This window comes from Pseudomonas sp. DC3200b2 (genome assembly GCF_049895785.1).
Taxonomy (GTDB): domain Bacteria; phylum Pseudomonadota; class Gammaproteobacteria; order Pseudomonadales; family Pseudomonadaceae; genus Aquipseudomonas; species Aquipseudomonas massiliensis.
Window position 1 is genome coordinate 780,613 of the sequence record NZ_JAFCTA010000001.1, and the last position, 18,074, is coordinate 798,686.

At 57.3% G+C, this 18,074-nt stretch carries 14 protein-coding genes; 13 read left to right on the plus strand and 1 reads right to left on the minus strand.

Going from position 1 to position 18,074, the window contains the following annotated elements; translation table 11 throughout:
• Window position 1 precedes the first annotated feature (1 nt).
• Window positions 2-280 (minus strand): hypothetical protein, encoded by a 279-nt coding sequence (locus ACP691_RS03775; protein ID WP_426150115.1) that lies wholly within the window; start codon window positions 278-280, stop codon window positions 2-4.
• Window positions 281-512: 232 nt separating this feature from the next.
• Here ACP691_RS03775 and ACP691_RS03780 point away from each other — a divergent pair, with 232 nt between their 5' ends.
• The 13 genes from ACP691_RS03780 to ACP691_RS03840 all read left to right on the plus strand — a co-directional run bounded on the left by ACP691_RS03780 (window position 513) and on the right by ACP691_RS03840 (window position 18,068).
• Window positions 513-1,925, plus strand: a complete 1,413-nt coding sequence (locus ACP691_RS03780; protein WP_426150116.1) for an MBL fold metallo-hydrolase — start codon at window positions 513-515, stop codon at window positions 1,923-1,925.
• Window positions 1,926-2,124: 199 nt separating this feature from the next.
• Window positions 2,125-2,853 carry a CatB-related O-acetyltransferase gene (locus tag ACP691_RS03785; protein WP_426150117.1) on the plus strand — a complete coding sequence of 243 codons (729 nt, stop codon included), beginning with the start codon at window positions 2,125-2,127 and terminating at the stop codon, window positions 2,851-2,853.
• Between the two features lie 221 nt (window positions 2,854-3,074).
• Entirely contained in the window at window positions 3,075-3,962 is an 888-nt protein-coding gene (rfbA, locus tag ACP691_RS03790; RefSeq protein ID WP_426150118.1) for a glucose-1-phosphate thymidylyltransferase RfbA, read from the plus strand.
• 21 nt (window positions 3,963-3,983) lie between these two features.
• Window positions 3,984-4,895, plus strand: coding sequence for a glycosyltransferase (locus ACP691_RS03795; protein ID WP_426150119.1), 912 nt, complete (start codon window positions 3,984-3,986; stop codon window positions 4,893-4,895).
• The gene (locus tag ACP691_RS03800; RefSeq protein ID WP_426150120.1) at window positions 4,892-5,842 is read left to right on the plus strand and encodes an NAD-dependent epimerase/dehydratase family protein; all 951 of its coding nucleotides are present in this window, start codon (window positions 4,892-4,894) and stop codon (window positions 5,840-5,842) included. Before ACP691_RS03795 ends, ACP691_RS03800 begins: the two co-directional genes overlap by 4 nt.
• Window positions 5,843-5,895: 53 nt before the next feature.
• Window positions 5,896-6,858, plus strand: a complete 963-nt coding sequence (locus ACP691_RS03805) for an MraY family glycosyltransferase (RefSeq protein ID WP_426198498.1) — start codon at window positions 5,896-5,898, stop codon at window positions 6,856-6,858.
• Between the two features lie 264 nt (window positions 6,859-7,122).
• Window positions 7,123-8,526 (plus strand): UbiA family prenyltransferase, encoded by a 1,404-nt coding sequence (locus ACP691_RS03810; RefSeq protein ID WP_426198499.1) that lies wholly within the window; start codon window positions 7,123-7,125, stop codon window positions 8,524-8,526.
• The gene (locus ACP691_RS03815) at window positions 8,523-9,833 is read left to right on the plus strand and encodes an FAD-binding oxidoreductase (protein WP_426150122.1); all 1,311 of its coding nucleotides are present in this window, start codon (window positions 8,523-8,525) and stop codon (window positions 9,831-9,833) included. Before ACP691_RS03810 ends, ACP691_RS03815 begins: the two co-directional genes overlap by 4 nt.
• Window positions 9,830-10,570: an SDR family oxidoreductase gene (locus ACP691_RS03820; protein ID WP_426150123.1), complete on the plus strand. Its 741-nt coding sequence runs from the start codon at window positions 9,830-9,832 to the stop codon at window positions 10,568-10,570. Before ACP691_RS03815 ends, ACP691_RS03820 begins: the two co-directional genes overlap by 4 nt.
• A 43-nt stretch (window positions 10,571-10,613) precedes the next feature.
• Window positions 10,614-11,015: a GtrA family protein gene (locus ACP691_RS03825; RefSeq protein ID WP_426150124.1), complete on the plus strand. Its 402-nt coding sequence runs from the start codon at window positions 10,614-10,616 to the stop codon at window positions 11,013-11,015.
• Window positions 11,016-11,581: 566 nt separating this feature from the next.
• A complete protein-coding gene (locus ACP691_RS03830) occupies window positions 11,582-12,418 on the plus strand; it encodes an ABC transporter permease (protein ID WP_426150125.1) in 837 nt (278 codons plus the stop codon).
• Complete coding sequence (locus ACP691_RS03835) at window positions 12,408-13,814, plus strand: ABC transporter ATP-binding protein (protein WP_426150229.1); 1,407 nt, start codon at window positions 12,408-12,410, stop codon at window positions 13,812-13,814. Before ACP691_RS03830 ends, ACP691_RS03835 begins: the two co-directional genes overlap by 11 nt.
• Window positions 13,815-13,817: 3 nt before the next feature.
• A complete protein-coding gene (locus ACP691_RS03840) occupies window positions 13,818-18,068 on the plus strand; it encodes a glycosyltransferase (protein WP_426150126.1) in 4,251 nt (1,416 codons plus the stop codon).
• Window positions 18,069-18,074: the final 6 nt, after the last annotated feature.

Here is an 18,074-nt window from a genome sequence, read left to right on the forward strand (position 1 = left end):
ATCACTTGCACATGATGATCATGCTGCGGCTGGTATAGCCGGCCGGGTTGATCCCGAAGGGGTATTCGCTGGCGTCTTCACCGTCCTGGCCGGAACGCGCCAATACACGGTAGTCACCGCCACAGGCTTTCTCGGCGCGCTTGTAGCACTTGTTCCAGGAGGAGGTGAGCCCCGAGCAACTGATATTCAGGCCTTTCTTACCCTGCCGCACCAGCGACTGAGAGTCGGCCGCGCAACCCCACAGCGCGAGCATCGCTATTGCTACAACAAAACGTCTCATGCCCTTCCTTCTGGTGACGCTCCAGGTACGTTGCCTGGAGGCTATTCGGCTATGTACGTATGAAGCCAAGGGAGCCAATGGGTGGCCCTTGGTCCAAACGTACCTTAAAGATAAGCGAAAGCGTAGAAAAGTTTGATGACGATTACAGGGATGGTTTCAGAACCCGGCTTATAGGCGCTTGAAGCGGTGAAGGGCTAAATCCTCGCAACCGCCTATCAGGAGCCTGTGAGCCGTGACCTATCCAACAATCATCCACCACGGAGCCCATGCCGGTGTAACCGGTTCCTGTCATCAGCTATGCCTGAGCGACAAGTACAGCCTATTGGTCGATTGCGGGCTGTTCCAGGGCCAGGAAGCCAAGGGCAGCCCTGAAATCGACTTCCCTGTGGGGGGAATCGCCGGGCTCGTCATTACCCACGCTCACCTGGACCATATCGGGCGCATCCCATGGCTACTGGCGGCAGGCTTCAATGGGCCAATCCTTTGCAGCGAGCCTACCGCACGACTGCTGCCGATCATGCTGGAGGATGCCTTCAAGCTGATGCTCAGCCGCGATCAAGCCAGGGTCGAACGCTACATAGCCAAGGTGGCGAGCCGGATAGTCTCTGTACCTTACGACAAGTGGGTAGAGTTGCCGCGCGGTCACAGGCCGAAAGCGCGTCTGCGCATGGCGCGCGCTGGCCATGTGTTGGGTTCGGCCTACGTGGAATTCGACATTGCATCCTGCGATGGCGAGCCCAGCCAGCACATCCTGTTCTCCGGAGATCTAGGTAGCGGGCAGTCATCGCTATTGCGAGCGCCAACCCCGCCGGAACGCGCGGATGTGCTGATACTGGAAAGCACCTACGGGGATCGCTTTCACCCGGGCGCCGATGAAAGGGTAGAACGGCTGGAGCGCCTTATCGAGAAGGCTTTGGCGGACCAGGGGACCATTCTGATTCCTTCGTTCAGCCTAGGCCGCGCCCAGGAGCTGCTATCCGATATCGAAGTGATCTTGCGCAAGACAGCCCTGTTGCCCACCGGGCCAAATCCGGCCCCTAACGGACCGGTGGACTGGCCGCGGCTTCCGGTCATTCTCGATTCGCCCTTGGCCAGCCGCATCACCCAGGCCTACCGAGAGCTCCAGCCCTATTGGAATGCCGAAGTCCCGGCCCGAGCGGAATCAAGTCGATCCCCGTTGGCCTTTCCTCAACTGATCACCATCGATGATCATGAGCAGCATCACCGGGTCGTCAACTACCTGGCCAGCACCCTGCGCCCCGCTATCGTGATCGCGGGCAATGGCATGTGCTCGGGCGGCCGCATCGTCAACTACCTCAAGGCCATGTTGCGCCATCCGCGTCATAATGTGCTGTTCTCCGGCTACCAGGCGCAAGGTACGCCCGGCGCGGTGATACAGGCCGCGGAAGGGGCCGAAGGGTTCGTTTCCATAGACCTGGACGGCGAGCGATATGACATTCGCGCCGGGGTGGCGACCTTGCAAGGGTATTCTGCCCATGCGGATCAAACGGGTTTGGTGGCCTTCGTTATTGGCATGGCCCAGCCGCCGCGGACCATCCGGCTGGTGCATGGCGAGCGCAGCGCGAAGGCAGCGCTGGCCAGCGCCCTGCGTCTGGCCTGTCCGACTACCCGGATCGAGGTCTGAACAGAACAGTCGCTAGCACGGAGGACAATTACCTGATATTGGGCTTGGACCCATTGGCGTGGGAGGGTAGGGCAGCAGGGCATGAAATAAGCGGGATTGTGCCGGTGAATTCCTTATAATCGGCACCTTCGAAGACCGCCGCCATTGCCGGCAGCCCATCAGGCTCTACGCCTCGCCAGGTAGGAAAGTTCTCCTCGTAATGAACGTGTTCACGCGCATATGGCTAGACGCCAAACTCAAGCGCGGGCTTGCCCGTCACCTTTGCCGACTGGACAGCGGCATCCGCGGCTTCCGGGGTGCGGTTGAACTTACTCTCGAGCAGGGAGTGAAGCTGCACGACATCAAGATTTTCCCAGGCCAGCTGCGTATAGGTGCTTACACCGATATCGTCAGCGGCTGCGAGCTTCACCACGTCAGCGAGATCGGCCGTTATTGCTCCATCGCCGCGCGGGTGGTCATCGGTCAGGATCGCCGGTCTCATCCACTGGACTGGCTGTCCACTAGCCACGCCGTGCTCAAGGCGCGCCTCGATCGGCAGCCTGACGCCCAGGGCGCCGAAGACCAGGGCCTGGATTTTCCGACCACCATCGGGCATGACGTATGGGTAGGAAGGGACGTGATCGTCATGAAGGGAGTGAACATCGGAACCGGTGCCGTGGTGGGGGCGCAATCACTGGTGAACAAGGATGTGCCGCCTTACGCCATTGTCGCGGGCTCGCCGGCGAGGGTAGTGCGGTACCGTTTTGATGAGGCTACCCGGGAGGCCTTGTTACAGTGCCGGTGGTGGGAATATGACCTGGATGCGCTGGGCGACCTTGCCATCGAAAATCCGGCTTTGCTATTGGACCAATTGAAAGCCGCACCTGTGCTGAAACGCGCAGATACGGACGTGCTCAGGGTCAGTAACGGGCCGTTGCAATTCGCTTGAGGTGAGTAAATCCATAGAGCCCTGACGGCTTGGTAACATATGACCGCATCGGTAGCCGGTATTGTTCACCCATTATCTGATTGTTTTTGATATCGTTTCCACGCTCCGCCGCTCACTCGCTCTGAGCATTCGTATCTCGTTCACGTCTGCAAGCCTGGCTTGTCAGGCATACATGGAACGCCTGCCTAAGCCGGCAGTGCATAGCAAAAGGAATCTGTAACATGGCGACTCCTCGTAAGGGCATCATTCTGGCGGGCGGCTCCGGTACGCGCTTGCATCCCTTGACCCTGGGGACGTCCAAACAGCTGTTGCCCGTCTATGACAAGCCAATGATCTACTATCCCCTGTCGGTGTTGATGCTGGCGGGCATCAGGCAGATCCTGATCATTTCCACCCCCGATGACCTGCCCGCATTTCGCAAGCTATTGGGCAATGGCAGCCAGCTCGGCATCGAGCTCGAGTACGCGGTTCAACCCAGCCCGGACGGCTTGGCGCAGGCGTTCATCATTGGTGAGGAGTTCCTGGCAGGCGCCCCGAGTTGCCTGATTCTCGGTGATAACATTTTCTACGGCCAGCACTTCCTGGATAACCTCAACGCTGCCAACGCCCAGGCGAACGGCGCTACGGTGTTCGGTTATCACGTAGCGGACCCTGAGCGTTTCGGCGTGGTGGAGTTCGACGCCGAAGGCCGGGCCCTGAGCATCGAGGAGAAACCCGCTGCGCCAAAATCCAACTACGCGGTGACTGGGTTGTACTTCTACGACAATCATGCGGTGGAAATCGCCAAGTCCATCAAGCCCTCGGCGCGCGGTGAGCTGGAGATTACCGACCTAAACCGGGTGTACCTTGAGCAGGGTACGCTCAATGTCCAGTTGTTGGGGCGTGGCTTTGCCTGGTTGGATACCGGGACGCATGAGTCCCTGCTTGAAGCCAGCCATTTCGTGCATACCATCGAGCATCGGCAGGGGTTGAAGGTAGCCTGTCTTGAAGAGATCGCGTTCCACCAGGGGTGGATATCCTGTGATGCGCTATTGGAGCAGGGACGGCGATTGGCTAAAACGGGTTACGGTCAATACCTGCTGAAGGTTGCCGACGAAGGTGCACGATAATGTTCGTTACCGGAGCAGTGTGTGGGCAGTAAGCGTATTGCCGTGCTTTTGGCAGCCTTCAATGGCAGCCAATGGATTGACGAACAAATCGATACAATCCTGGCGCAACGAGGCGTTACCGTCGAACTGTTCATCAGCGTGGACCAGAGCACTGATGACACCTTGGCACGATGTTATCAACGTGCCAGTTCAGACCAGCGCGTTCACGTGCTGCCTCAGTCTCACAGGCTCGGTAGCGCGTCTGCGAATTTTTTCCATCTGCTGGCAACGGTCCCCTTTGAAGAATTCGACCTGGTAGCTCTGAGCGATCAGGATGATTTATGGCTGCCTGACAAGCTTCAGCGTGCAGCACATCAACTCCAAGCCCAAGGCAGCGAGGCGTATTCCTCAAATGTGATCGCTTTCTGGTCAGATGGTCGCGCTCGTCTTTTGCACAAGGCACAACCACAAGTCGCTTATGACCATTTCTTCGAAGCGGCGGGGCCGGGCTGTACTTACGTCTTCACCCAAGCGCTGGCCAACCTCATAAAGGCCAAAGTCACGGAGCAGGCTGAAGTCTTGGCCGCCGTGGCATTACAAGACTGGTACCTGTACGCGTTGGTACGCGCTAGCGGTCGAGCATGGTTCATCGATCCCGAACCCGGCATGCGCTATCGCCAGCATGTCAACAACCTGGTAGGTGCCAACGTGGGTATTCGGCAGTCGCTTGCCCGGCTTCGGCGTATCCATGAGGGCTGGTGGTTCGCGCAGATACGGTTAATTGCTCGACTGGTTGGTTGCCCGTCGCCGCTTCGGGACCAGCTCTTTAATGGACGCGTGGGCCTGATATGGCTTGCAGTGCATGCTCGGCACTGCCGCCGCCGGACCCGAGACCAAGTCTATTTTGCGGTCTTGTGCGTGCTTCAGGCGATCAGCCGAGGCGGACGCCCATGATCCGGTCTGTTTTGGTGACAGGCGCTACTGGATTCGTCGGCGCTGCCGTGATGGCCCGCTTGGCGCAAACGTCCGATATATCGCCAATCGCTGCGGTAAGGGATTTAGCACGGTGGAAAGGACCGGGAAGAGCAGTGGACTATGATCTCCTGGCGGAACGCCTGCCGGAGCTGGGCGGCGTTGACGCGATCATTCATTGTGCCGCCCGCGTGCATGTGATGAGCGAAGATCCTGAGCACTCATTCCAGGCTTACCGTAAAGCCAATGCCGACGCGACCGCCAGGCTGGCTGCCCATGCGGCGGCTAGCGGGGTTCGCCGCTTCGTGTTCTTGAGCACTATCAAGGTGAACGGCGAGAACACTCAGGGGCGTGGCCCTTTTACTTCCGAAGACGAGCCCTCGCCACAGGACGCCTATGGCCGATCCAAGCTCGAAGCGGAGCTGGCCCTTGGCAAATTGGCGAAGGAAAAGGCTTTGGAAGTTGCGATCATACGGCCACCACTGGTGTATGGGCCTGGTGTGAAGGCGAATTTTCGATCCATGATGAAAGCTTTGGACCAAGGGCTTCCATTACCCTTGGGCGCGCTTCACAACCGCAGAAGCATGATCGCCGTACAGAACCTGGCAGACCTGGCCGTTCATTGCGCGAAGGCGACTTCCGCACAAGGCCTGTTTCTGGCACGGGACGCTGAACAGCCCACCACTACCGAGATAATGGTCGCGCTGGCTCACGCTCTGGGCCGATCCCCGCGATTATTACCCGTACCGAGCCACTGGCTGCGCCTTGTCGGCGGGGCCTTGGGCAAGGGGGCGGTGATCAGTCGGCTATGCGACCCCTTGGAGGTCGACTTGCGATCGACCATGGCGCGTTTGGGCTGGAAGCCTCCGATGGCCCAGAGCGAGGGTCTGCGCCTGGCCGCGCGGGCGTACCAGAAGGGGCCGAAGTGATCATTGTCATCTGCCTTGCCGTTTTCACACTGGCTGTATCGCTCACGTGGGGCATGCGCGGTTACGCACTGCGCAAGCAACTGATGGACGTTCCCAATAATCGTAGCTCCCATACCGTGCCTACCCCACGTGGAGGCGGGGTCGGGATCGTCGGTGCGCTAGTGCTCGGCCTGCTGGCCGCGGTCTACTTGGGGCTGCTTACTGCGGCAGATGCCAGCTTGCTGGCGCTCCCAGGATTGGGAGTCGCGGTGATCGGGTTTGCGGACGACCATGGCCATATCGCCGCTCGCTGGCGTTTGCTGGGGCATTTCATCGCTGCGGCGGCGGGCCTGATCCTCTTGGACAAATGGCCGGTCGTGCCGCTTTATGAGCACGTTTGCCTGGCTGGTCTGTGGCTGTCCATTCCTTTGGTATTCGGATTGGTATGGCTGCTCAACCTATATAACTTCATGGATGGTATCGACGGGATCGCAGGCGTGCAGGCAGTCACTGTATGTCTGTCGCTGGCATGGCTCGGCTACCTGTATGCCACACCCGCGGATGTAGCCCTGGCGTTAATGCTGGTTGCCGCCGCCGCGGGTTTTCTGTGCTGGAATCTGCCACCGGCGAAGATCTTCATGGGCGATGCCGGCAGTGGCTTTCTCGGGTTGGTGATCGGCTTGCTGTGGCTGAAGATCGCTTCGCATGCGCCGCAGGTGTTCTGGCCTGGGCTGGTGCTGATGGGAGTATTCGTGGTCGATGCGACCTGGACGTTGGTGGTCAGGTTGCGCCGCGGCGAAAAGTTCTACCAGGCCCACCGTAGCCATGGGTATCAGCATGCGGCGCAGCGGTGGGGGCATGGAAGGGTGACAGCGGCAGTCGCGGTGCTTAATCTGGGGTGGCTGCTACCCGTGGGATGGGCAATAGCCGATGGCGCTTTACCCACATCCGTTGGTGCCCTCATTGCACTCTTGCCTATCCTGTGGCTGGCATGGTGGTCTGGCGCCGGGTTACCGAAAGGGAGACTGGGCAAATGAGAAATGTGGCTGGAAATCATGGGCGCTGAAGTGTCTGGCGTTTCCAGCCAGCAAGCAAGACATATGCTCACGAGCGCCGACGCTGGAACCCCGTAAAGCCTTGGCTTGAAACAAGGCTCTTGTGCTGAAATAAGTCCACTTTTCACCGATTCATGGCCAGAAGCTTACTTCGCTTCGGTCGGAGGCAATGTTGTGCAGGAAGCTGGTCCAGGCAAAAATGGCAATAGAGAAAGCCCTGAGGGCACCATATCGCGGCCGCTGGTCGTGGACCTCGACGGCACCCTGCTCAAATCGGACATGTTGCTGGAAACAGGCCTAGCCTATGTTCGACAATCGCTGACGGGGTGCTTGCGACCCTTCGCCTGGTTGACCTCGGGGAAGGCCCGCCTGAAGGAGGGGCTAGCGCAGGCAAGCGACATAGACGTCGCCGTACTGCCCTATAATCCTGCCGTTCTGCAACTGATACATACCGAGCGCGAGAAAGGCAGGATGATTGTGCTGGCTACCGCAAGTCACATTTGCGTGGCCAAACGTATCGCCGAGTATCTGAATGTATTCGACCAAGTATTCGCTACCCAGGATGGTGTAAATCTGTCGTCGCATCGCAAGCGTGAGTTGCTGGTGCGAACCTATGGCGAAAAAGGCTTCGACTATGTGGGTAATTCCAAGGATGACCTGGAAGTCTGGAGCTCTGCCCATCGCGCTTATGTAGTCGATCCCGAGTGGGGAGTACGCAAGCGCGCGTTTGGCCTGGGCAATGTCGAGCAGGTACTGGTGACTTGCGATAGCCGTTGGCATGCATGGCTGAAGGCATTGAGAATCCACCAGTGGCTCAAGAACATTCTTATCGTAGTGCCCTTGATCACCGCCCATCAGCTCTGGCAAGGCGGAGCACTTGCATTGGCGGTCTTGGCGTTCATCTTGTTCGGGCTGTGCGCGTCGAGTGTTTACTTGCTCAACGATCTAGTCGACCTGGCTGACGACCGCCACCATCGATCCAAGCGCTTGCGTCCGTTCGCAGCGGGACGCATCCCGATATTGCACGGAATGCTGGCTTGCCCGGTATTGCTGGTAGCCACCTTCGTAGGCGCTTCGCTGCTACTGCCCTGGGCATTTACAATAACGCTGGCCTGTTACTACCTACTGACGGTTGCCTACTCGTTCTGGCTCAAGCGCCAGATGGCCTTGGACGTAATCGCGCTAGCCCTGCTGTACACGCTCCGGATCATAGCGGGCGCGATGGCTTTTTCGCTGGAATTGACGTTCTGGTTGCTAGCCTTCTCCATGTTCATATTCCTAAGCCTTGCCTTGGTCAAGCGCTACGCCGAGTTGCATGAGGCGCGCAAGAAGGGGAGCGAAGGTAAAACCCGCGGGCGGGGCTATTACCCGGCAGACCTGGAAATGATCTCCGCCATGGGGGCTGCCTCCGGCTACCTGGCCGTCATGGTACTGGCCATGTACATCCATGACCCGGCAACCGCCAGGCTTTATAGTCATCCACAAGTGATATGGTTGGCTTGCCCCGTACTGCTGTTCTGGATCACCCGCGTGTGGATGCTCACCCACCGGGGCCAGATGCACGATGACCCGGTCATGTTCGCAGTCAAGGACAAGCTCAGCCTGCTGACGGGCGCGGCATTTGGTATCGTTTTCTGGGTAGCATCATGACCGGCCAACTGCGCTCCTGGGGGTTGTATCCTGATCTCCCGCAGACTGGCCACTATGCGGCGTGGCGTCACGACCTTCGTTCATTGGCGCAGGGCCTGGTAGCCAGCCATGGCAGTATTTTGGCTTATGGTGCTGGACGGAGCTATGGAGACAGCCCCTTGGCCGAGAGCGGCCATGTACTAGCCATGACAGGTCTGGATAGGGTCATGGATGTAGACTGGGAACGAGGCACCTTCAAGGCCGAGGCCGGGATAAGCCTGGGCGAGATACAGCGCATTGCTCTATCCCACGGTTGGTTTCTTCCGGTCACGCCAGGTACGCAATACGCCACCCTGGGAGGAGCGATCGCCAACGACGTGCATGGCAAGAATCACCATGTCAGAGGCACGTTCGGCCGTCATGTCTTGGGCTTTGGCTTGTACCGCGAAGGTGCTGAACTGATCTGCAGCCCTTCCGAGCACGCGTCATTGTATTCGGCCACTATTGGTGGGCTTGGTCTGACCGGTATCATTACTTGGGCGCATGTTCAACTGATGCAGGTAGCTACTGCCCAGATTGACACGCAAACGGTACGCTTCGGTGGATTGACAGAATTCTTCGACCTTTCGCGAGAACTCGATCACCAGCACGAATACAGCGTGGCATGGGTCGACTGCGTGGCCAAGGGGAAAAATGCGGGCCGAGGCGTTTTCATCGTCGGTGATCATGCGTCATACGGGGATCGTATCCTGCCTTGCCGAACCAAACGCTCCGTGGCGTTGACGCCTCCTGTATCGTTGGTGAACCCGTTCTCGCTCAGGGCCTTCAATGAGGTCTACTGGCGTAAACACCCAGCGAAGCTTACTCAGGCCAGGGTAGGTTATGAGCCGTTTTTCTACCCACTGGATGCCTTGAGTCACTGGAACCGGATTTACGGCCGTAAAGGTTTTCAGCAGTATCAGTGCGTGATACCCCTGGGCGATGCACAACAGGCGATCGCGGACATTCTCAAAGCCATCGCCGATACCGGGCAGGGATCTTTCCTGGCTGTGCTAAAGCGGTGTGGGGAGTTACCGTCGCCGGGGCTTTTGTCCTTCCCGATGGCTGGGGTTTCCCTTGCTTTGGATTTCCCTCAATCTCCCTCGTTGACGCAATTGTTCGTTCGGCTCGATGACATCGTTCGTGAAACGGGTGGTCGGTTATATCCTGCCAAGGATGCGCACATGCTTGCCACGGATTTCCAAGCAGCGTATCCGGCCTGGGAGACTCTGGAACGCTTGCGCGACCCCGGGCTGTCTTCTGTTTTCTGGAAAAGAGTGACTCAATGAAACGAATTCTGATCGTGGGCGCAACGTCCGCCATCGCTCATGCCTGCGCCCGCCAATGGGCAGGGGCTGGCCATGCGTTCTATCTAGTAGCCCGCGATAATGAACGACTGACCAGCAATGCAGCCGATCTCGTAGGAAGAGGCGCCGGTCGCGTGGAAACGTTCAACCTCGACGTACAGAATATCAAGGAACAAAAAGCGATGATTCAGCAATGCTGGACGGCGTTTCACCAAATCGATATTGCCTTGATCGCACATGGCACCTTGCCTGACCAGGCCGCCTGCGAATTGCAGGCCGATACCGCATTCCATGAATTCAATGTCAATGCGACCTGCACCATTGCCTTGCTCGGTTTGCTGGCCAACCGGTTCGAGCATCAGCGCTGTGGGACCCTAGCGGTGATTTCGTCGGTGGCTGGCGAGCGGGGCAGGCCTACGAACTATCTTTATGGCGCGGCCAAAGCAGCAGTGTCCACCTTCGCTGAAGGGTTGCGCGCCCGCATGTACAAGCTGGGCGTGCATGTCTTGACGATAAAGCCGGGCTTCGTAAATACGCCAATGACGCGAGGACTGGCCCTTCCGCAAGCATTGGTCGCCCAGCCCGACGCTGTCGCTTCCGCCATTCTCAAGGCCATCGACACTCGTAAGGACGTCATTTATACGCCCGCTTTCTGGAGCCTTATCATGCTGGTCATCCGGACGATCCCCGGGTTCATATTCAAAAGACTTAATCTGTGAAGGCATTTGAAGCTAGTCAGGTAACTATCAAAGGATCCTATTTGTGCAAGCCTTGCTGAGCCGGGAATTCTTGATTTTCATCGCAACCGGAGGCATAGCCGCTGCGGTGAACTTTTTTTCGCGAATACTTATTAGCCAGTGGTTCGGCTTTTCAATAGCGATCGTCCTTGCTTATCTGTGCGGGATGGTCACTGCCTTTGTGCTTTTCAGATTGTTCGTATTCAAAAGAAGTACTACGCCTCTTCACCACTCAGCGCTATGGTTCACTCTTGTCAATGCTGTTGCGGTGATACAAACTTGGGCAGTGAGCATGCTTATGTATCGCTATGTAGTGCCCGTCTTAGATATAGAGATCTTTCAGCGCGAGCTTTCCCATGCTGTAGGAATTATAGTGCCTGTGTTCTCAAGCTACCTAGGGCATCGCCATTTCACCTTCAAGTCATGAGCATTGCTACCGGCAGGCTTCCGCGAACTGGCATATCGCTGCCAGCGTTCAAGGCGGGCCACTACATTGATCAGGTCAGGCGCTGACGGTTGAAGCAGCGATTGCCTTGCGCTACCCATTTACTCGCGTACTGTCCGGCGTCCGTGCCCTGCGACAGCCTTGACAAATCTGGTGTATTCCTTGGAGGGACACAGGTCGCGGACGGGCACCGTCTGTTCGGTGGCAGTGTTGGAACTTTGTCCCAGAGACGTTACCATCGGCGGCTTCGTAGAGCGATCGGAATCGCTATATCACTCATGAAAGGGCTTTCAATTCATGTCGCTACAGCGATCCCAGGCCTGCAGGCTGTACTTCCAGAGGGCCGACGCGCCGCGCAGTCATCAGGCGGACCGGGCATGCAATGTCCGAGAGAGCAGCCTTTCTATCGCCGAGCCGAGGCAGATCGACCCCAGGGGCATCCTCACGCCGCCCCGTTGCCATCCTGCTCAGCCCGAATGTTGCTGGAGCGACGCTCGCGACCTTAGCCACGGCCAAAGCCCATTGATACCTTCACATCAGGAACCTTGATGACTGCTTTCAGAAATAGCTGCTCGCTCTTCGGGTTGGCTAAAAGTGCATGGGCTCATCGTCAGCTAATTTTCCAGATGACGCGTAGGGAAGTGATCGGCCGGTATCGGGGTTCGGTATTGGGCCTGCTATGGTCGTTCCTGAATCCGCTATTGATGCTTAGTGTTTACACCTTCGTTTTTTCAGTAGTCTTCAAGTCTCGCTGGGGTATATCCCCACCAGGCACGGAAGAAAGCAAAACCATGTTCGCAATCATGCTTTTTACAGGATTGATCGTACATGCCGTTTTCGCCGAGGTGATAAACCGTGCACCGGGCATAGTAGTCAATAATGTCAACTATGTTAAAAAAGTGGTTTTCCCGCTGGAGATTCTCCCAGTCATCACGCTGGGCGCGGCGCTTTTTCATATGCTGATCAGTTTTTGTGTGTTACTGATGGCTTATACAGTCTTCCAAGGTCTCCCACACCTGACGGTCCTCCTGGCGCCCGTGGTTATACTTCCTCTTCTGATCCTGACCTTGGGACTCGCCTGGTTTCTCACCTCCCTGGGCGTTTACCTTCAGGACGTCGCCCAGACAACCGGAATCGCCACAACCATCCTGCTTTTCATGTCTCCCGTTTTCTTTCCAATGCACTCGCTCCCGGCCCAGTACCAATCTCTCATACTTCTGAATCCCCTGACTTTCATCATTGAGCAGATGCGCGACGTTCTGGTCTGGGGGCGTTTGCCTGACTTCGCCGGGCTGGGTGTTTACCTGGCAATTTCACTGTTATTCGCCGCGGCGGGCTATGCCTGGTTCCAGAAAACACGTGCGGGGTTCGCCGATGTCCTCTGAAAAGCAGTCTAGAGATACGGTGGCCCCCGGCATTGGTGGCTCATCCGAGGTGGCTATCCGAGTTCAGGCCCTGAGCAAGTGCTTCCACATTTATGAGAAGCCTCGCCAGCGTCTACAACAACTGTTTCTCGCCCCGTTGAAGAGCCGCCTGAGCGGTACGGAGGTAAAGTATTACAGGGAATTCTGGGCGCTCGATAACGTTTCCTTCGAAGTAGGGAAGGGCGAGACCGTAGGGGTAATCGGGAAAAATGGATCTGGGAAGTCCACTCTTCTTCAGGTGATCTGTGGCACGTTGTCGGCCACGTATGGCTCGGTGGAAGTCAATGGACGAGTCGCAGCCCTGCTCGAGTTGGGGTCCGGGTTCAACCCGGATTTCACCGGACGTGAAAATGTCTACCTCAATGGTACGATCCTTGGTTTGAGCCGTCAGGAAATCGACCAGCGATTCGCCGAAATCGAAGCCTTTGCCGATATCGGAGAATTCATCGATCAGCAGGTCAAGTCATATTCCAGCGGCATGGCCGTGCGCCTGGCGTTTGCGGTAGCCATCAATGCCGACCCTGAAATACTCATCGTCGATGAGGCCTTGTCTGTCGGTGATGAGCTGTTCCAGCGCAAATGCTTTTCCCGCATCGAAGCCATTCGCCAGAAGGGCGCCACGATTCTATTCGTCTCACACGCCGGTAGCGCGGTCGTCGAACTCTGCGACCGGGCGATCCTGCTGGACAGCGGCCAATTGCTGACCGAAGGCGTGCCCAAGCAGGTCGTGGGCAGCTACCAGAAGATGTTGTATGCCCCCGCTGATCGTAGAGCTGCGATCAGAGACCAGATCATCGGGGGTCTTGGTTCGAACCCTGATACTTCCCAGGCGCTGCCTGGCTCGGTCGATGCGCCTATTGAAGAAAGCTACGACCCTGGTCTGCGGCCTGACAGTACCATCGAATACGAAGCCAAGGGCGCGCGCATTCGTGATGCGGGGATCTATACCTTGACCGGCGCACGGGTCAACAATCTGGTCCGGGGGCGCCGGTACCGCTATCGCTATGAGGTGGACTTCGACACTGACCGTGATTGCGTACGGTTCAGCATGTTGGTCAAGACCACCAGCGGAGCGGAGCTGGGGGGCGCCATGTCGGCCATTTCGCTTCTGGAAGCGATACCTGATATCTCCGCAGGCTCCACTGCCAGTGTCGGATTCGAATTTACCTGCAGCCTGACGCCCGGCGTCTATTTCCTGAATGCAGGGGTCACTGGCATGGTTGACGATACTGAAACCTTCTTGCACCGCGTGCTGGATCTGGCGGCGTTCAGAGTGATGGCCGATAGTCGGTGCCTCGCCACCAGTGTGGTCGATTTTTCCTGTACGCCCTCGGTGTCCCTTTCCCAAGGCCATTAACTTATGACTACGAAGAAAATCATCATTGTGCTGGGCATGCACCGCAGCGGCACCAGCGCGCTCACGAGGGGGCTCAGGACGCTTGGGGTCGCGCTTGGTGAGAACCTGCACCCGGCCGGCGTCGATAATCCCACCGGCTTCTGGGAAGACAGTGACGTCATTGCCATCAATGATCGGTTATTGCGCCATCTAGGCTCGGCCTACGACCGTGTCGGCCTGATAGACGCCGCGTTTGATGCTGATCCAGTCATCGATTCCCTTGGTGAAGAAGCCAAGTCTCTGCTTCTCGACAAGCTTGGACGATTTGAGCTTTGGGGCATGAAAGACCCCCGATTACCTCGCCTGCTTCCCTTCTGGCAACGTGCGATCAACGAAGTCGGCGCTGAAGCCGCTTACGTTATTGCGCTGCGTAATCCACTTAGCGTAGCCGATTCACTTGCGCATCGGAATGGATTCCCCGCTACGAAGTCCTACTTGCTGTGGCTCGAGCACATGCTTCAGGCCGCTCTGTATACGAAGGGGGAAAAGCGACTGGTCGTGGCGTATGACCTGTTGCTGAGTAACGCCCGGCATGAGCTGAACCGAGTGGCGAATGCGCTGGGTTTGCCCCCTCCGGACGATAGGGAAGTCGCGCTGTACATGGATGAATTCCTTGATCCAGGATTGCGCCACGATTCGCGCACCGATGCCGAGCTTTACAGCGGCAAAATAGAGCCCTATACGTTGGCAGACACCTATGGCTTGCTTAGCGAGTGCGCGCATGACCGGTTGGCCATCAACAGCAGCGCGTTCGAGCAACGTCTTGCGCCCAAGCTCAGCATGATGCGGCGATCTGCTCCCATCAGCGAATTGATAGCGGTTGCGGAAAAGGAAGGCGGCGAGGCTGCTGAGATCATTCAGAAGCTGAACGTTGCCCTTCACGGGCTGGGTGAGCAACTGAAAACCACTCAAAAGGCGCTACACGAATCGAGTCTGGAAAATATCTCGCTGCAGGCGAAGGTAACAGCCTTGAGCGATCTTCAACTGAAGCCTGGGGACAGCGATCAGTCGTTAAATACCGGTTTGCTTGCTGAAATAAAGGGTCTTGAAGCCTTGGTAGCGTCGCTTCGCTTCGAGGCTGACAAGTGCGAGCAAAACTATCAAGTACTGCTGCGCGAGAAAGAAGCGGAGATTGCTTCCCTGCGTAAGGCACTCTCCATACAGGGAATGCCCAAATCCGAGAATGCCAATAGATCGCAACTCGAAAAGCTCAGGGCCGATATGCAGGAATTGCGGATGGAGCTCACAGAGCTGGGCGCCCGTCACCAGGCGCTTCGGGTAAAGCTTGCCGCCGCTACGGCTGGGGAGGAGCTGGCCAGGCAGCAATTGGCACAGTTGGAATATGCGCTGAGCGAGACCAATGAAAGACTTCGAGTGTCTCAAGAGGAGGAACGGAACCTTGTAGCCCGGACAGGGGAAATGGCTCAATTACAGGCTGGCATGTTGTCTGCCCATGAACAGCAGAGCGCAAGGCTACAGGAGCAAGTGAAGATCCTCAGCCAGGCCTGGGGCGCGCTGTTCAGTTCGAGGGCATGGCGGCTGTTCCGCAAGTTGTCAGGGCACAAGGACCTTCCTCCCCTTGAGCTGCCAGGCGGCCGGACATTCGATGCAGCGTTCTATCTGGCCCGATATCCAGATGTCAAAGCAGCAGGCTTTGAGCCGAAGGCTCATTATCTAAGCCATGGTCTCGCTGAAGGGAGGGAAGCGCATCCTCACTTTGAAACGGCGCCAGCCTTGGTGATGCTTGACTCGGCTGACCTGTCGGCGTCGGATACCGAAGTAAGCCTCCTGTCGGCTTGCGAGTCCATCGGGCAACCTGCAATAGAGCACGTTCGGCCTACAGCTGTTTCGCAAGAGAACGACGAGCCCTTCGATGCCCAGTTCTATCTAGCTATCTATCCTGATATCGCCAAGGCTGGTATCGACCCCGAGCAGCATTATCGCAACCATGGCCGATTCGAGGGTCGCCTGGGTACGGTCCCGAAGATTCCGTTGAGCCAGGGCATAAGACCGCCATCGCCTGGCAAATCGCGCATTCTGCTGATCAGCCATGAGGCGTCACGAACCGGCGCGCCTATTCTAAGCCTTAATATCGTTCAGCAGCTGACCGCCCACTATGACGTGGTGGCAATGATTTTCGGCGGTGGTCCTCTGGAGCAAGCATTCGTCGATGCGGGCGCGGTGGTCGCGGGACCGGTGGCGCTCAAGCATCGTCCAATCGATGCTCACTGGGTGCTTAATCAGTTTCTTGATCAGTACGATTTCGAGTTTGCGATCGTCAACAGTCTGGAATCCTATGTAGCCCTCAAGCCCCTGGCTGATCGTTATATTCCGACGGTGAGCCTCATTCACGAATTCGCGGTATATACACGCCCCAGAACAGCTATCCAGAACGCGTTGCTGTGGGCAAGCGAAACCGTATTTTCCGCTGACGTTACCTTGGATAGCGCTACCTGCGTGCTTCCAGAGCTCCGAGCGTGTGGCCTTCCAGTATTGGCCCAAGGCAAGAGCGTAGTACCGGGGGAGGCTGAAGATAACGAACGTCTCGAAGCAGAGAAACGAGCAATCGAACAGCTCATGCGTCCGAATGGGCTCGACGATGGCACAGTAGTCATACTCGGCGCGGGTTGGGTGCAAATCCGTAAGGGCGTCGATTTGTTCATTGAGTGTGCCACGCGCGTACTCAAGTCCCCCTTGGGTGCTAAGTGTCGTTTCGTCTGGATCGGGAACAACTATGATCCCGAACATGACACCCTTTACTCAGTGTATCTGCACGATCAGATACAACGGGCAGGTATCGAGGATCGATTCACGGTTATCAAAGAAACGGCGGCTATCGAACATGTGTATCGCTTGAGCGATATGCTTCTGCTGACGTCCCGCCTCGATCCTTTGCCCAATGTTGCAATCGATGCAATGGTGCAGGGTCTTCCGGTGCTGTGCTTCGATCGAACGACGGGTGTCGCCGATATTCTCAAGCGTAACGACCTCGAGGCGGATTGTGTGGCCCCATACCTTGATACAGGATATATGGCAGGCCTGCTAAGTCGTCTCGCTGCCTCAGAAACGGAGCGCGCCCGAGTAGGCCGGCATGCTCAGGCAGTGGCTGCCCGCGAATTCAACATGCAGACCTATGTGCAGCAGCTGATCGGTTTCGCCAAGGACAATGGCATTTCTGCTGAGCGGGAAGCCGCCGCAGCGCATTACCTGCATCAGGCTAGAGTTCTCGATCTCGATTACTACACGCCGGCAGCCATGACTTTCCATGAATCCCATGAGGCAATCAGGCGCTATGTACGCTCGTGGGCCCGAGGAGTATTGCGGCGCAAGGCATTCCCTGGGTTTGAACCAGCTCTCTATAAAGAGTTGAACCAGGATCAGGTGGGGCAGGAAGACCCGCTAGTGCACTATCTGAAGGCCGGGCGACCTCATGGCTCGTGGCATACGCGCCAAGTTGAATGGGAAGCTCAAATTGATGTAGCACATTCCCGGCCCGCTTTGTTGTTCGTCACCGTGGACGGCTATGAGACACTCCAGTTACTGACCACCACCCTGGAAACGCAGGATGCCGCACCAGAACTGGTAGTGCTGGTAGGCAACGAGCTGATCGCCTTGAACATCCGCCGCCAGTTGGCGGAGGAGTTGCGGGCCCCCTTGCGTGTAATCGTATGCGCAGAGCAACCACTTGCAGCTATGTATGATTACATCCACGCCTCTGAGAGCTTGGATTATGCCGTCGTCGGCCATCTCAACCTGGCTGGCGCGCCTGTCGATATCGATTTCAGCAGTATGGACGCCTACCGTACCTTCCTGATCGAGAATCTGATTGGAGGCCACCAGAAGACCTGGCAAAACTTGGTGAATGTGCTGGCAGGACCTGCGGGTAGCTCAGACATCGGCCTTATCTACCCGGACGATCCGAATGTGCATGTCTATCCGGAGGATATGCCGCTGCTGACCAAATTATGCGACAGGTTGGGCTATACCAGCCCAAACGCCCAGAATACACCCTTCCCGTTGAACGGCGCCTTCCTGTGCGCACCTTCGGTATTACGCACGCTGCTATCCCAGGAAGAAGTGTGGGCCTCAGTGTTCAAACACGCTCGCTTGAGCAGTGTGCAGCAGGAGCGCCTCCTTGCGCGCTTGCTCGTGCATGCGGCAGAGAGCGATGGCAAGGCAGCGGCGACGACAGTTGTCGCCGGCATCACCTATTAAATCGAG

Excerpts from the sequence above, each read along its gene's own strand:
- rfbA (WP_426150118.1), top strand. The coding sequence starts at position 3,075 with ATGGCGACTCCTCGTAAGGGCATCATTCTGGCGGGCGGCTCCGGTACG.
- ACP691_RS03835 (WP_426150229.1), top strand. The coding sequence starts at position 12,408 with ATGTCCTCTGAAAAGCAGTCTAGAGATACGGTGGCCCCCGGCATTGGT.
- ACP691_RS03775 (WP_426150115.1), bottom strand. The coding sequence starts at position 280 with ATGAGACGTTTTGTTGTAGCAATAGCGATGCTCGCGCTGTGGGGTTGC.
- ACP691_RS03830 (WP_426150125.1), top strand. The coding sequence starts at position 11,582 with ATGACTGCTTTCAGAAATAGCTGCTCGCTCTTCGGGTTGGCTAAAAGT.
- ACP691_RS03785 (WP_426150117.1), top strand. The coding sequence starts at position 2,125 with ATGAACGTGTTCACGCGCATATGGCTAGACGCCAAACTCAAGCGCGGG.
- ACP691_RS03805 (WP_426198498.1), top strand. The coding sequence starts at position 5,896 with ATGCGCGGTTACGCACTGCGCAAGCAACTGATGGACGTTCCCAATAAT.
- ACP691_RS03815 (WP_426150122.1), top strand. The coding sequence starts at position 8,523 with ATGACCGGCCAACTGCGCTCCTGGGGGTTGTATCCTGATCTCCCGCAG.
- ACP691_RS03820 (WP_426150123.1), top strand. The coding sequence starts at position 9,830 with ATGAAACGAATTCTGATCGTGGGCGCAACGTCCGCCATCGCTCATGCC.
- ACP691_RS03840 (WP_426150126.1), top strand. The coding sequence starts at position 13,818 with ATGACTACGAAGAAAATCATCATTGTGCTGGGCATGCACCGCAGCGGC.
- ACP691_RS03800 (WP_426150120.1), top strand. The coding sequence starts at position 4,892 with ATGATCCGGTCTGTTTTGGTGACAGGCGCTACTGGATTCGTCGGCGCT.